This window comes from Variovorax flavidus, assembly GCF_030317145.1.
Lineage (GTDB): Bacteria > Pseudomonadota > Gammaproteobacteria > Burkholderiales > Burkholderiaceae_C > Variovorax > Variovorax flavidus.
The window spans coordinates 226533-240782 of record NZ_JASZYE010000005.1 but is presented as its reverse complement, the minus strand read 5'-3'; the positions used below and the strand labels follow the sequence as shown (position 1 = coordinate 240782).

14 protein-coding genes and 1 tRNA gene are annotated in these 14250 nt (G+C 66.4%); 4 read left to right on the top strand and 11 right to left on the bottom strand.

Features of this window, described 5'->3' with window-relative positions; genetic code table 11:
- Positions 1-108: 108 nt before the first annotated feature.
- The 3 genes from QTH90_RS22920 to QTH90_RS22910 all read left to right on the top strand — a co-directional run bounded on the left by QTH90_RS22920 (position 109) and on the right by QTH90_RS22910 (position 1448).
- Positions 109-645, top strand: a complete 537-nt coding sequence (locus QTH90_RS22920; RefSeq protein WP_286666872.1) for a hypothetical protein — start codon at positions 109-111, stop codon at positions 643-645.
- Between the two features lie 268 nt (positions 646-913).
- Positions 914-1186, top strand: a complete 273-nt coding sequence (locus QTH90_RS22915) for a BrnT family toxin (RefSeq protein ID WP_286666871.1) — start codon at positions 914-916, stop codon at positions 1184-1186.
- Entirely contained in the window at positions 1146-1448 is a 303-nt protein-coding gene (locus QTH90_RS22910) for a BrnA antitoxin family protein (protein WP_286666870.1), read from the top strand. The genes QTH90_RS22915 and QTH90_RS22910 overlap by 41 nt, the downstream gene beginning before the upstream one ends.
- A 35-nt stretch (positions 1449-1483) precedes the next feature.
- On the opposite strand, the gene QTH90_RS22905 is transcribed toward QTH90_RS22910, so the two are convergent.
- The 9 genes from QTH90_RS22905 to QTH90_RS22865 all read right to left on the bottom strand — a co-directional run bounded on the left by QTH90_RS22905 (position 1484) and on the right by QTH90_RS22865 (position 11961).
- Positions 1484-1714: a hypothetical protein gene (locus tag QTH90_RS22905; protein WP_286666869.1), complete on the bottom strand. Its 231-nt coding sequence runs from the start codon at positions 1712-1714 to the stop codon at positions 1484-1486.
- Between the two features lie 144 nt (positions 1715-1858).
- Positions 1859-1933, bottom strand: a tRNA-Arg gene (locus QTH90_RS22900).
- Between the two features lie 24 nt (positions 1934-1957).
- Positions 1958-6031 (bottom strand): translocation/assembly module TamB domain-containing protein, encoded by a 4074-nt coding sequence (locus tag QTH90_RS22895; RefSeq protein WP_286666868.1) that lies wholly within the window; start codon positions 6029-6031, stop codon positions 1958-1960.
- Positions 6032-6035: 4 nt separating this feature from the next.
- Complete coding sequence (locus QTH90_RS22890; protein WP_286666867.1) at positions 6036-7928, bottom strand: autotransporter assembly complex protein TamA; 1893 nt, start codon at positions 7926-7928, stop codon at positions 6036-6038.
- Positions 7929-7986: 58 nt separating this feature from the next.
- A complete protein-coding gene (locus QTH90_RS22885; RefSeq protein ID WP_286666866.1) occupies positions 7987-8904 on the bottom strand; it encodes a 2OG-Fe(II) oxygenase in 918 nt (305 codons plus the stop codon).
- Between the two features lie 161 nt (positions 8905-9065).
- Positions 9066-10253: a vWA domain-containing protein gene (locus tag QTH90_RS22880; RefSeq protein WP_286666865.1), complete on the bottom strand. Its 1188-nt coding sequence runs from the start codon at positions 10251-10253 to the stop codon at positions 9066-9068.
- Positions 10254-10259: 6 nt separating this feature from the next.
- Positions 10260-10874 carry a GNAT family N-acetyltransferase gene (locus QTH90_RS22875; RefSeq protein ID WP_286666864.1) on the bottom strand — a complete coding sequence of 205 codons (615 nt, stop codon included), beginning with the start codon at positions 10872-10874 and terminating at the stop codon, positions 10260-10262.
- A 2-nt stretch (positions 10875-10876) separates the two neighbouring features.
- On the bottom strand, positions 10877-11122 hold the full coding sequence (locus QTH90_RS22870; protein WP_286567867.1) for a hypothetical protein: 246 nt from the start codon (positions 11120-11122) through the stop codon (positions 10877-10879).
- On the bottom strand, positions 11119-11961 hold the full coding sequence (locus QTH90_RS22865; protein WP_286666863.1) for an AAA family ATPase: 843 nt from the start codon (positions 11959-11961) through the stop codon (positions 11119-11121). Before QTH90_RS22865 ends, QTH90_RS22870 begins: the two co-directional genes overlap by 4 nt.
- 150 nt (positions 11962-12111) lie before the next feature.
- Between QTH90_RS22865 and QTH90_RS22860 the strand changes: the two genes are divergently transcribed.
- Positions 12112-12795, top strand: a complete 684-nt coding sequence (locus QTH90_RS22860) for a c-type cytochrome (protein ID WP_286666862.1) — start codon at positions 12112-12114, stop codon at positions 12793-12795.
- Positions 12796-12887: 92 nt separating this feature from the next.
- Here the strand turns inward: QTH90_RS22860 and pcaG are convergent, their stop codons facing one another.
- Positions 12888-13496, bottom strand: coding sequence for a protocatechuate 3,4-dioxygenase subunit alpha (pcaG, locus tag QTH90_RS22855; protein WP_286667011.1), 609 nt, complete (start codon positions 13494-13496; stop codon positions 12888-12890).
- A gap of 11 nt (positions 13497-13507) precedes the next feature.
- Entirely contained in the window at positions 13508-14239 is a 732-nt protein-coding gene (pcaH, locus tag QTH90_RS22850) for a protocatechuate 3,4-dioxygenase subunit beta (protein WP_286666861.1), read from the bottom strand.
- Positions 14240-14250 lie beyond the last annotated feature (11 nt).

The window sequence follows — 14250 nt, the reverse complement described above, 5'->3', positions numbered from 1 at the left end:
CGGTCGGCCTTCAGTCTTCTTCAGGGGGCCCCTCTGTCGAGGGCTATGTCAAGACGCTCAAGCTGCAGGTGTGAGCTCCGGCGAGCCTCACCGACTGGAGGCCCCCGCATGGAACGCAAGATCTCGTTGGATATCCTCAAGCCCGACGGTTTCGATGTGCTGTCGGCGGTTTGGGTATTCGCGTGCAATGACGAAAACCCGCTCATCACCTACGAGGGGCTGCGCTACAGGCTGAACCTTGAGTCCACGACAGACGTGAAGAAGCTCGTGCAAAGCCGAGTGGATCTCTTTCGACTCGGAGCAACCGTCATTCGACTGGAACGCTGGAAAAAGGATATGTGCGGAGGAACGAGGTTGCCGCGGTGGATCAGCGACATCGAGGACGAAACAAAACGGAAAGAGGCCATTTCGGCCATCACCGTCGACGACGTGTTCAGATCCCAGTTCCGTATCGAGGAAGGGGCGCCGAAGTCGTCTCTGGATCAACTCGACTGGGGCCTGAAGTACATCGAGCGCTTGCGCAAAGCACACGTCGAAGAACGCGAGACAACAGCAAAAAGCTGGCAGATGTACCTGCTTCTGGGCGCGAGCTTGTTGAACATCATTGCCACCCTGATCGTCGGCATCCTCAAGGTTGCGAAGTAGCTCGAGCCGGATGAAGAAAACCCGCCACGGCAGGGGAGCGTGCTTCGACAGGAATCGAAAAGTGGCTTGCGAGGATTGCTGCACCTCATCGTCGCGACGTGCCCAACAGAAGCTACCAACGGAAGTACCAACAGTTTTTGAAGTGTCCCCATTGCCGCTGGAAGCGTAGCCCGCCGGGGTGCTCCACATCGATAGTGGAAGGCCCCGCGCTTTGCTGTAGTAACGTTAATTCCTTGCCCCTCGGCATTGTTGTTACTACAATAAATCCATGCTGATCCAGTTCGACACCGCCAAGCGAGACAAGACACTGGCGGAGCGCGGCCTGGACTTCGCCCGCTGCGGGGAGGTCTTTGCCGGCCCGGTGCTGACCCAGCAGGATGACCGGGCGGAATACGGGGAAGCCCGCTTCATGAGCTTCGGTCTGCTGGACGGCCGCCATGTGGTTGTCGTCTGGACCCCTCGCGGCGAGGCCCGCCGCGTTATCTCGATGAGGAATGCCAATGACCGCGAAATTGCCAAGCACGCCCAGCGGCTGGGTTGACCCGGACGATGCTCCGGAACTGACGGATGAGTTTTTCCGGGACGCCAAGCCCACCGTGAGCGGGCGGGAAGTGACTCGGGAGGAATATGCGGCGGCGGTGAAGACTGCGCGCCGTGGCCGGCCGCCATTGGTGCGCACGAAGGTATCCACCACGATCCGCTTTGATGCAGAAGTACTGGCCGCTTTGAAGGCCACGGGCCCTGGCTGGCAGACGCGCGCCAATGACGCGCTGCGCGCCGATCTGGAGGCCGGGCGGCTGTAGGGCCACCTGATGGGCGGCTAGGGTGCTGCTATCGGCTACCAGCCCAGCATCTTCAACTCGGCGGCGGCCATGCTGATTGCCGCGTCTGCTGTTCGATAGCCGGTATCAGCATCGCGCCTCACGTCGGTCAGGTCGCGCGCTCCAACGATGAACCTTGTCGATCCATTCCACAGGCAGTACTCATGCAGGTACAACTCCGGGTCGGTGTCGGTAAGGCGCACTCCGAGAGCGCGGAAGATGGATTTTGATAGTGGATAGGTTTTCATCCGCCCACCGTAATCCGCACATCAGGCCCCACCGACCTCGATTTTCCCGATCCGTAAAGTCAGCTTCATTGCCAGGGCGGATCGCTACGCCGGGGAAACGTGCGGGCCTTGGGGCTTTATGAGGGCTACCTGATGCGCCGTCTTTGGTGCCCTCGACAGGAATCGAACCTGTATCTGAGTCTTAGGAGGACCCCGTTCTATCCATTGAACTACGAGGACGAGAGCGGCCGCAACTTTACCAGTTCAGTTGAACTGGATCGTGTAGATCAGGTCGATGCCGCTGGGCTGGCCGGCCTGGGCGCGCAGCGTGAGGCGGCGGGTCAGGTCGTAGAAGATGAACAACGTGCCCAATGTGCCCGCCAGGCTGCGCTCATACGTGATGTAGAAATCCCTCGCGACGCGCTTGCCGACGGTTACCGCGGAGTCGCGCACCTCGCCGCTGCCACCCGGGCCCCTGAAGCCGATTTCGTCGAGCCCGAAGCGGCTCGCAAGCCCGCCGCCCGTGCTGCCGCTGCCGAGGCCTCCGAGCAGGGCCAGTGCGGCCTGCTGCAGGATCACCGATTCGCCGCCGCTGGTGGCCGATGCCCGGCCCAGCATGAGCCACGAGAGTGTTTCCTGGTCGGAGAGCTGCGGCGACGAATACAGGCGCACGCGTGGCGATTGCGCGGTGCCGGTGATGGCGACGCCGGCCCGCTGCGTGATGTTGGGTCGGATCGCCAGGATGTCGAGCTGCGGGTTGTCGAAGGGACCGTTGAACCGTGCAACGCCGGTCTCGATGACTAGCTGCTGCCCGAAGGAGCGGTACTGGCCGGCGACGGTGCGCACCTCGCCGGTGATGCGCGGCGGCGCATTCAGCGCGGTGCTGCGGATGTCGAGCTTGCCCGCGAGCCGCGTGGTGACGCCGCGTCCCTGCACGGCGAAGTCGTTGCCGAGGTCGAAGTTGACGGCGATGTCGGGCGGTTTCGCGGTCTGCGCCTTGGCCACCTCCGCCTGGTTGGCGGCCGCCCGGCGCTCTGCCTCTTCCGCGGCCTCGCGGTCGATGGCGGCCGAACGCACCACCACGTCGCTGCCGAGGCTGGGGGCGGTCTGCTCGGGCAGGATGATGACGGCGCGATCGGTCTTGAGGTCGCCGCGCACGGTGAACTGGCCGCTTTCGAGCCGCGCCTGCACGTCGCCCGAGAGGGTGACCTGGCGGTCGGCCCGCACCAGCACGCGCAATGCGCGAAGCTGGGCCTGCAGGGACATGCGGATGCCGCTGCCGCTGCCGGCGCCGGCGGCCGGCGCCGGGCCCCAGGAAAGATCGCCGCGCGCCGACAGCGTGCCGCCGTCGCGCGATGCCTCGCTGGCGGCGGTGCTCAGGTTGCCGCTCTGGCCCGCAATGCGGGTCTGGCTGCCGGCCCCGCCCTTGAGGGTGAATTCGGTGATCTCGACGTGGTTGCCTTCGAGCTTCGCTCGCAGGCGCCCGTCGCGAAGGTCCAGCCCTTCGACCAGCGCGCGCACTGCGAGCTGGTCGGCCTCCAGCGTGCCGCTCCAGCGCGGATCGGTGCGGCTGCCCGACAGCGTGGCGTCGGTCTGCAGCGTGCCGCCGACTCGCCAGCCGGGCGGCGCGAGCATGGACCAGACGCCCAGGTTGGGCATGCGGGCGGTGACGCGGCCTGCCAGCGGCGCATCGGCCGCCCATTGCCAGCCGCCCTGGCGCTGTTGCATGCGCGTGCTGGCCTCGATGCGGATTTGGCCGGCGCGTTCGCTGTCCCAGGCGAGGTTGGCGCGCACCGTGTCGCCTTCGGCGCCGACCGTCAGCTCGGCCTGGCGCAAGCCCGCGGGCGTGCTCGCGCCGGGGCCGGCCGCGTCCATGGTGATTTCGCTCGCGGTACCGGTGCCGTGGCTGGTGATGCGCGTGACCAGCGCGGCCTCGCCCGCCTGCACGCGGAGGTCGCCGCTCTTGCGGATGAGCCGGGCGCGGGCGCGCAGGGTGTCGCCGGCGTCGATGTCCCAGTCGCCGTCGAACACGAGGTCGCCGCTGAAGCCGACCTGGGCGAGCGCGTTGCCTTCGCCCATGGCTTCGGCCCATGCCATGGGCAGACCCTGCATCCGTCCCTTGGACTGGAGGCGGAAGGCGAGGTTGGGCGCCGTGCCGCTGCGGCTGAAGCGCAGCGGGTCCCAGTCGATCTGCACCGTGCCGGGCAGGGGGCCGCGCAGCGTGGCGGCCGCGGCGGAAGCTTCGACTTCGAGCCGCGGATGGGCGCCCGGGACGTTGCGGATCTTCGCGCTGACGGCGCGGCTCAGCTCCACGGTCCATGGGCCGGGTCGCGTGCTGTCTTGTGCCTGCAGATGCAAGCTGGCGAGCGCGGCGCGCCACTGGTTCTCGCGCTCGATGCCGCCGCTGGCGCGGGTGTCGAGCGTGATCTTTTGGGTGCCGCTCGTCGCTTCGCCCTTCAGCGCCAGCGTGGCCTGCGCCAGGCCGCCCGACAGCTCCGCGCGGACGCCGTTGAAGGCGATGGCGGTGGCGCTCTCGGCGGCGGTGGCTGGCGCCAGCCGCAGGTCCAGTTTCGGCACCGTCAACGTCGCTTGCAGCGTCGGCTCGGCGGCGCCGCGCGCGGGCGGCTCGTTCGCGTTCTGGAGGCGGCGCTGCACGGCCTGCCATCCGCCTTGCCACGTCGCGTCGAGCCGGGCATTGCCCTTCACGGTGGCGCCTCCGAAGGGGTTGTTCAGTTCGGGCAGCGCCTCGATCCATGCCTGCATCGCACCGGCGTCATCGACCTGGGCCCTGATCTGCCCGTTGCCGGTGGCGGGCGCGATGCGCCCCTGGACCTGCACGGTGCCGCCCGGCACGACGAGGTTCAGGTTGCCGTTGCCGGCCTGCTCGTCCACGAGCACTTGCAGCCGTCCGTCGAGGCTGGCGCGCTGGGCTTCGATGCGCAGGGTGCGCAGGTCCAGCACCTTGTCCTTCCACTGGCCCTGGGCCTGGGCGCGTTCGAGCCGCAGGCCGTGCGAATCCCGGCTGCCTGCGCCGCCCTCGGCCCGGAGCGCGACATCGAAGCGCAGCGCCTCGCCTTGCTGGTCGGCCTTGACGGTGCCCGTCACCGGAGCGCCCGCAAGCTGCGTATGCAGCGCGCCGAGCTGCACGCTGCGCACGGTGGCGCGCGCCTGCCAGGGGGCCGGAGCGGGGCTCCAGTTGCCTTCGGCCTCGATGCGTCCGCCGCCGAGGTGCACGGTGGCCCCGGGCAGCGTCCAGTTCGTGCCGTCGAAAGTGGCGTTCGCCTCGACCTGTTCGACCGGCAGCTTGCCGGTGTCCCAGGGGCCGGGCAGCGCATTGCGGATGTCGGCGCTGGCCTTCCAGCCCTGCGTGCCGACCGTGGCGTCGGGGCCGGCCTCGATCTCGCCGGTGAGCTGGGTGGCCGGCGCCTCGGGCCAGAGGCGGGCCAGGTCGACGTTTTCGAGTTCGGCCTTGGCGTCGATCACCGGCTGCGGTTGCCAGGGCGCGATGTTTCCCTGCAATTGCGCACGCATCGGCGGTTCCGCGCTTTGCTCGACGGGCTGCAGGTGTGCGTCGACGGCGATGCGGGCGTCGGCGCCGGCCAGGTTGCCCTTCACGCTGGCTTCGGCCAGCACGTGGATGTTGCGATCCTTCGCGAGCGTGGCGCGCACACGGCCGTTCATCGACGCCTCGATCGCCATCGGCGCCGGGCCCTGCAGCTTGAGCTTCGCGCCGTAATGGCCGTCGGCGATGTCCACGCCCTCGATGTCGAGCAGATGGTGCGAGTCGGCATAGCGATAGCTGCCGGCGAGCATCGTGGCCTGGAGCGCCGGCGGACCGGCCCAGCGCAGGTCGTCGATGCGAAACGGGATCTCGATCTCCACCGGCAGCACGATCTGCTGCAGCGGCTCGACCGGCTTCGCCTCGCGCTGGCCGCGCTGTTCGATCAGCACCTGGCCCGCATGCACTTCGCCGAGTTCGACCCTTCGCCGCAGCAGCGGCGCCAGCCGCCAGCCGATCCGCGCGTCCGTCACCTCGACCGCGAGGCTTTCGCTTTCCCATCGCAGCCAGCCGATGCGTCCGCCTGCGCGCAGCGAGCCGGTGACGTCGCGGCTTTCCAGCGTCTGGCTGGCCGGCAGGTAGCGCGCGGTGCGCGCGAGGGCGAAGGCCAGCGATTCGTTCGTGCCCAGCCACCACCAGGCGCCCGCCGCGAGCGCAAGCACCAGCACCACCAGCCCTGTCACTCCCCACGCGAACGCCCGCAACGCCCGACGGCCGAACGATCGGCGCACCGGTGGTGCGGGGGCGGGCGTGGGCTCGGTGGCGGTGTCGGTCGTCATGGGTTCAGAAGGTGAAGCCCAGCCGCAGGTGCAGCCTGAACTTCTGTACGTCGATGCCGTAGGCGACATCGATCTGCACCGGCCCGATGGGGCTGCGCCAGCGCGCACCGACGCCCACGCCCACCTTGGTTTCGAGTTCGTTGGGATGGTCCGCTACCGCGCCCGCGTCGATGAAGACCGTGCTTTCCCAGTCGGTCATCTTTCCCTGGTAGACGAAGGGGCGCTGCCATTCGATGCTGGCGACGCCGAGGTAGCGGCCGGCGATGACCGTGCCGTCGGGCCGGACCGCGCCGATGGACCGATAGCCGTAGCCGCGAACCGTGGTGTCGCCGCCCGTGAGGAAGCCCAGCGTGGTCGGGATCTGCGCGGTGTCGCTCGCGACCACCGCACCGAGTTCGCTGCGCAGCTGGATACGGCCGCTGCGCGCCTGCGACCGGTCTGCGCTTTCCACCGTGCCGAAGGGAACGAAGCCGACCCAGCGTATGTAGGTGCGAGTGAATGGGGCGCGCTCGCCGGTCAGCGTGTACCCCGCGCCGAGTTCCAGCGAGACGCCCTGGCCGCGGGTCGGCGCTGCGGCGTTGTCGAAGTAGCGCCCGGTCCAGCCCCAGTTGAGGCTCAGCGCCGACGCGGAGGGCGGCGGATCGAAACCGTGGTTCTGCGCATAGTCGTACTGCAGGAAGTAGCTGCGGTCGATGTGGTCGCTGGCCTGGCTGCGTCCGCCGCGCAGGCGTCCGCTGTCGACCGTGTAGCTGCCCGAGACCTCGCTCTTGAGCTGCGCCGACCCGAACGAACGCCAGCCGTTGTCGCCGGGGATCGCGCTCCACTCCGTGCCGATCGTTTGCTTGTCCCGGTCGAAGTAGAGGCCGGACACCGCGCGCCAGCCCAGGATTGGCATGCTGTTGTGGATGTGGTCCAGCGAAAAGCGCACGCCGCTGTCGGTGGTGAAGCCCACGCCGGCCACGACCTTCTGGAGCGGGGCCTCGCGCACCTGGGCGATGACGGGCGCCGCCAGCGGGTCGGTGCCGTGCGTGTCGAGCGTGAGGAACACCGACTCGAAGTAGCCGCTGCCCGCCAGCCGCTGCTGGGCATCGAGCAGCTGCTGCCGGTCGTAGTCGGAGCCGAAGGGAACGCGCGCGAGCCGGCGCACGCTGTCCGCGTCGAAGCGCTCGTTGCCTTGCACCACCAGCGGGCCGAAGCGGTAGGCCGGGCCGGAATCGAGCGTGATGCCGAGCTTCGCCTCGCTGCGATCGGCGTCGATCTCGGCGCGGCTGGTGAGAATGCTGCCGGTGGCGTAGCGCCGGGCGGTCAGGTTGCGCTGGGCGGCGGTCTTGGCGTTGTCCCAGGCCTGCTGGTTGAAGGGCTGGCCGGCACGCATCGGCCAATCGACGCGGATTGCGTCGCGCCGCGGCTCGGACTCCTTGTCCTCCGCGATGGGCCCGCTGAAGTCGATCTGCACGTTGCTCACGCGCGTGAGCTCGCCGGGCACGACGGTGATCCTCACTTCACGCGGGGCCTTCGCGCCGGGCGTTTCCCGCAGTTCGAGCGTGAGGGTGGGTGTGAAGTAGCCGACGGTGTTGAGCAGTTCGCGTGCGTTGGCCTCGGCCGCGACCATGAGTCGCGACAACTCGATGGCGCCGAGGTCGTCGAGCTGGCGGTAGCGCTGGATTTCGAGATTGCGCTCGAGGTACTCGCGTACCGAATCGGGCGCCTGCACGTCGACGGTGAACGCTTCGCCGCCCTTGGACTCGCGGGTCTCCCCGGACACCGGGCTCGTGGTGGTGTCCGTCTCGGCGCTTTCCTTCGAAGGCAGCAGACTGCAACCCTGCAGAAGAAGGATGCCTGCAAATAACAACGCCGGCATCCAAGCCGGCGTGAGAAGAGGGACCAACCCAAGCATGCGGGCATTTTGACAGACCCGCCTCCATCCTCCGACCGCGTGAGCGGTCCCGGCGCTCTCAGCGCCCGGTGATCCTTCGGCCCAGTGCCCAGATCACCGGCGGCACGATCATGCGGGCGAAGGTCTTGACCTGATCGACCCGCGCAGGCCGCATGAACACCGACGCCGACTCGTCGCCATGCTGCTTTCCGGCGAGCGGGCTGGTGTAGTAGTACGCCGCCACCGAGCGGCGAGGGCGGCCGTCAGGCGTTTGCAGCGGCTTGGTGTGTCCGTGATAGCTGGCGGGGCCGTGCGGCATCAGGATGGTCCGGCCGAACTCCGGCTGGATGCTGGTCACGCAATGGTTGACCTTCTTGTCCCACAGTTCGAGCGCCGAACCCCATTCCGGATCCCACCCCTTGTTCAGGTAGGTGATGAAGACCATTTCGTTCTTCAGCCCCAGGTGACGGTGCCGGTTGAAGTCGCGATGTACCGCGAAGGTCGCTCCGTTGCGGCTCTCGTGCAGCCCGCCGCCGAAGAGCTTGGGGTCCGGCAGCAGGTAGGGCACGTCCGTGACGCAGGACAGCCACTCGGTGAACCAGCCCGAATTGACGATGTTGAAGTAAAGCTGGGTTGCCGGGCCCAGCGACACGCCGAGGACCGAGCGGCGCGTGGATTCGTACTTGCTCCTGACCTCCGCCCAGCCGGAAGCGGGAAGCATGTCGAATTCCTCGGCGACCAGTTCCAGCAGCGCCGGATGAAAGATGCCTTCGAGCACCAGATGGGGAAACGGACTGGCATCGAGCAGCCGGTGCCGCAGGCGCTGGCGGTATTCGGGAACGAAGAGCGACTTGTCGACCAGTTCGTCAATGGGCAGCCGCACGCCACGGATGCTGAGGAAGTCTGGGGGGGTCTTGAAGGGCGAGCGGCTCGAATCCGCCGGGACCGGTTGCTCGCGAACCGGGGGCTCTATCGGGAAGGACAGCAGGGCAGACACGGCGACACCTCCTCGGGGATTCAGGTTGAACGTACTTCTTATGAATCCTTAAGTGTTAACTGTAATGGGAAAAAAGCGCCGTGTGACAAACTTTTGTGGATTACATCGATTTGTAAGGAATATTCCCCACTCTTGTGATGAGAAAGGCCTACGCGGCCCTGCTACTTGGAGAGCAAGCGCATCGCATCCTCCAGCCCCCGGAGCGTGAGCGGATACATGCGGTGCGACACGAGTTGCTGCATCACGGCAATGCTCTGGCGGTACTGCCAGACGCCCTGGGGCTCGGGGTTGATCCAGGCGAACTTCGGGAAGGCGTGCGTGAGGCGCTGGATCCACTCGGCGCCGGCTTCCTCGTTGTTGTATTCGACGCTGCCGCCCGGCTGCAGGATCTCGTAGGGGCTCATCGTCGCGTCGCCGACGAAGATCAGCTTGTAGTCCTTGTTGTACTTGCGAATGATGTCCCAGGTCGCGAACTTCTCGGAGTAGCGCCGGCGGTTGTTCTTCCACATGAAGTCGTAGACGCAGTTGTGGAAGTAATAGAACTCCAGGTGCTTGAACTCCGTCTTGACGGCCGAGAACAGCTCCTCGACGCGCTGGATGTGCTCGTCCATCGTGCCGCCGACGTCCATCAGCAGCAGCACCTTCACGTTGTTGTGCCGCTCCGGCACCATCTTGATGTCGAGGTAGCCGGCGTTGGCCGCAGTCGACCGGATGGTGTCGTCGAGGTCCAGCTCTTCCTCGTGCCCTTCGCGCGCGAACTTGCGCAGGCGCCGCAGCGCGATCTTGATGTTGCGGGTGCCGAGTTCCTGGCTGTCGTCGTAGTCCTTGTAGGCCCGCTGGTCCCAGACCTTGACCGCGCTCTTGTTCTTGCCGGCGCCGCCGATGCGCACGCCCTGCGGGTTGTAGCCGCCATGGCCGAAGGGCGAGGTGCCGCCCGTGCCGATCCACTTGTTGCCGCCCTCGTGCCGCTCCTTCTGCTCCTCGAAGCGCTTCTTCAGCGTTTCCATGAGCTCGTCCCAGCCCATCTTCTCGATCTTGGCCTTTTCCTCGGCGGTGAACTCACGCTCCAGGGTCTTGCGCAGCCAGTCGAGCGGCACTTCCTTGGTGAAGTCGGCCAGCATCTCGACGCCCTTGAAGTAGGCGGCAAAGGCGCGGTCGAACTTGTCGTAGTGCTTCTCGTCCTTCACCAGCGCGGTGCGCGACAGGTAATAGAAGTCGTCGAGTCCGAAGGCGCCGTCGGAGTTGGGGCCGACGACGTCGGCCTGCAAGGCTTCGAGCAGGGTCAGGTATTCCTTGACCGATACCGGCAGCTTCGCGGAACGCAGGGTGTAGAAGAAGTCGATCAGCATGGCGAATCACTCCCGGGGCGAAGGGTTCGTGCGGGGTTTGTCCAGCAGGTACATCAATTGGGCGCGCACCTCGGGCCACTCGCCCGAGCGCAGGCTGTACATCACGGTGTCGCGGATGGTGCCGTCGCGGCGCAGCGCATGGCCGCGGATCACGCCGTCCTTGCGGGCGCCGAGGCGCTCGATGGCGCGCTGCGACGCGTGATTGAAGTTGTCGGTGCGCCAGCCCACCACGTGGCAGTCCAGCGTATCGAAGGCGTGCGTGAGCATCAGCAGCTTGCAGGTGGTGTTGACGTGCGTGCGCTGGCAGCGCTGGGCGTACCAGGTGTAGCCGATCTCGACGCGCTTCACTGCGGGCAGGATGTCGTGGAAGCTCGTGGTGCCGAGCACCTCGCCGCTGGCCTCGTCGGTCACCGCGAAGGCGAAGCGGTTGCCGGCCTCGCGCATCTGGAGCGCGCTCTCGATGTAGCCACGCGTCTGCTGCGGCTCGGGCACCGAGGTCACGCGAATGTTCCACAACTCGCCATCGGCTGCGGCGTCGCGCAGCCCTTCCTCGTGATCCAGCGTCAGCGGGACCAGCGAGATGCCGCGCGACCTGAGCGTGACAGGCTCGACGAATGCCATCCTCAACTCCTCGGAGAACCGTACTTGCGTGTGTACCAGGCGCGTGCGAACTGCACGCCGCCACCGCCGCCCAAGCCGATCAGCAGGATGCCGGCGATGGCACCGTTGCTGTAGCCGCCGGGCCCGAAAGCGTCGAAGCCGAGCGCGAGGCCGAGCCAGCGGCCCAGCAACGCGCCGGCGACGAACAGCACCGCCTGTGCCACGCCAAGCAGCAGCAACTGGCGGGGGGGATGGCGGCCTTCGCTCATCGGTTGTTGCGTTGCATGAAGACGAGCTTTTCGAACAAGGTCACGTCCTGCTCGTTCTTGAGCAGCGCGCCGACCAGCGGCGGCACCGCGACCTTGTCGTCCTTGCTCTGCAGTGCTTCGAGCGGAATGTCCTCGGCGACCAGCAGCTTGAGCCAGTCGAGCAGCTCGGAGGTCGACGGCTTCTTCTTCAGGCCGGGCAGGTTGCGCACGTCGTAGAAGGTCTTCATCGCCGACGTCAGCAGTTCCTGCTTCAGGCCGGGGAAGTGCACCGCCACGATGCTCTTCATCGTTTCCGCATCGGGGAACTTGATGTAGTGGAAGAAGCAGCGGCGCAGGAAGGCGTCGGGCAGTTCCTTCTCGTTGTTGGAGGTGATGAACACCACCGGCCGGTGCTTGGCGCGGATCAGCTCGCGCGTCTCGTAGCAGTAGAACTCCATGCGGTCGATCTCGCGCAAGAGATCGTTCGGGAATTCGATGTCGGCCTTGTCGATCTCGTCGATGAGCAGCGCCACCGGCTCGTCGGCGGTGAAGGCCTGCCACAGCACGCCCTTCACGATGTAGTTGTGGATGTCCTTCACGCGCTCGTCGCCGAGCTGCGAGTCGCGCAGGCGGCTCACCGCGTCATATTCATAGAGACCCTGCTGGGCCTTCGTGGTCGACTTGATGTGCCACTGCAGCAGCGGCAACTCGAGCGCCTGAGCCACTTCTTCCGCGAGCATCGTCTTGCCGGTGCCGGGCTCGCCCTTGACGAGCAGCGGTCGTTTGAGCGTGATGGCGGCATTGACCGCGAGCATCAGATCCTGAGTGGCGACGTAGTTGTCTGAACCCTTGAATTTCATGGATGGCGTAGTGCAGGGTGGTTGAAAGAACACAACATTGATCAGCGTTGCTGAGCGTTCCGACTGCCTCGCCCATGGAGGCTGCGGGGAGCCCCCATATAATCAAATGTCGATTTGAAACCTGTTTCTCCACGAGATTGTGCGCGCAAAATGAACAAGTTGTTGACCACGATGTTTGCCCTTGCTGTCGCTTGCGTGACGGTCTCGGCACAGGCCCAGAAGATCACGGGCAATGCTGAAGCCGGAGCGAAGAAGACGGCGATGTGCGTGGGTTGCCACGGCATCATCGGCTACCAGGCCAGCTTCCCCGAGATCCACAAGGTCCCGATGATCGCGGGCCAGAGCGCGACATACATCTCCTCGGCCCTCACGCAGTACAAGGGCGGCGAGCGCAAGCATCCGACGATGCGCGCCATCGCCGACACGCTGAGCGAGCAGGACATCGCCGACCTCGCCGCCTACTACAGCCAGCTCGGCGTGAAGGAAGGCGGCGCGCCGCCGCTGACCGTCGCCAGCCACCCGAGCGAACGTGTGCAGGCCCTCATTGCACGCGACAAGGACAACGCCTGCACCAAGTGCCACGGCGCCAACTTCAATACGCCGAACGACGGCACGGTGCCGAAGCTCGCGGGCCAGCATGCCGACTACCTCTACGTCGCGCTCAAGTCGTACAAGGTGCAGAACCAGCACCAGCTCGGCCGCTCCAACGGCGTGATGAGCGGACAGGCCAAGAAGTACACCAACCCCGAAATCAAGGAACTCGCCAGCTACATCAGCTCGTTGCCCGGCGAACTGAAGACGGTGCCGGAATCGCTCATCCACGATCCCAAGTAATCCGAGCCCCTGAGGCCCACAACGACAAAGCCCGCTGCAAGCGGGCTTTGTCGTTTCTGGCCGGCCGCTGGGGACGGCCTTTTGCGATGTGCTCAGACGTCGAAGAACACCGTCTCTGCAGGACCTTGCATGTGGATGTCGAAGCGGTAGGTCACCGCGCCGCCGGATTCGCTGCGCTTGGCGATCAGCGTGTTGCGGCGCTCGGACGGCACGCTGTTCAGCACCGCGTCCTTGCCGTTCGCCTCAGCCTCGTCGCTGAAGTAGATGCGCGTGAAGGCGTGCAACAGCATGCCGCGCATCAGCACGATCACGTTGATGTGCGGCGCTTCGCCGGATGTCTCCGCACCGGGCTTGACGGTGTGGAACACGAAGCGGTTCTGTGCATCGGTGCCCGTGCCTACGCGGCCGAAGGCGCGAAAGCCGATCTCGCGGGCAACGTCGACCGATTGCGGGTATTCGCCGGTGCCGTCGGGCTGGCTGATCTCGACCAGCGCGTCGTTGATCGGATTGCCGTCGCCGTCGATCACGCGGCCTTCGAGCCGGATGCGCTCGCCGCGCGCGCCGTCGAGCGCGACGTGCGCATCGAAGGGCTGGTCGAAGTCATAGCCGTACTGGGTGGCGGTGAGGCCGTAGGCGAAGTAGGGGCCGACCGTTTGCGAAGGGGTCTGGCCAAAGTTGGTTTCGAGTGCGCTCATCATGATTCGGTGTCTCCTCAGCGGGTTTCGAAAGGCGTCTCGTCGGCGCCGCGCAGCACGATGTCGAACACGTAGCCGAGCGCGTAGCCGTCTTCCGTCACGTCCATGCTGAAGTCCGAGATCAGGCGGTTGCGCGTCTTCTCGGGGGTGCCGGTGACCATCGGGTCGTATTGCAGGAGCGGGTCGCCCGGGAAGTACATCTGCGTCACCAACCGGCTGCCGAAATGCTCGCCGAACAGCGAAAGATGGATGTGCTGCGGACGCCAGGCGTTGGGGTGGTTGCCCCACGGGTACGCGCCCGGCTTGATGGTCAGGAAGCGGTAGCGGCCTTCGTTGTCGGTCAGGCAGCGGCCGGCGCCGAGGAAGTTGGGGTCGAGCGGTGCGTCGTGCTGGTCGACCTTGTGCACGTAGCGGCCCGCGGCATTGGCCTGCCAGATCTCGACCAGCGTGTTGCGCACGGGGCGGCGGCGCTCGTCCAGCACCTGGCCGGTCAGGATCATGCGTTCGCCCAGCGGCTCGCCGTTGCGGCGCGCGTTGCGCGTGAGGTCATGGTCGAACTCGCCGATGCTGCTGTGGCCATAGACCGGCTGGCGCAGTTCGCCCAGCGAGGCCTTGAGCGGAATCAGAGGCTGCGTCGGGCCGCGCTTGGCCGTCGAGCGGTAGCCCGTATAGATATATGAGGGATGGCTGGGCCAGTCGCGCGGCGAAAGCTGGGGCAGCGCGCCGGTCTTGGGGGTGGAAGAAGGCATTTCGACTTGTC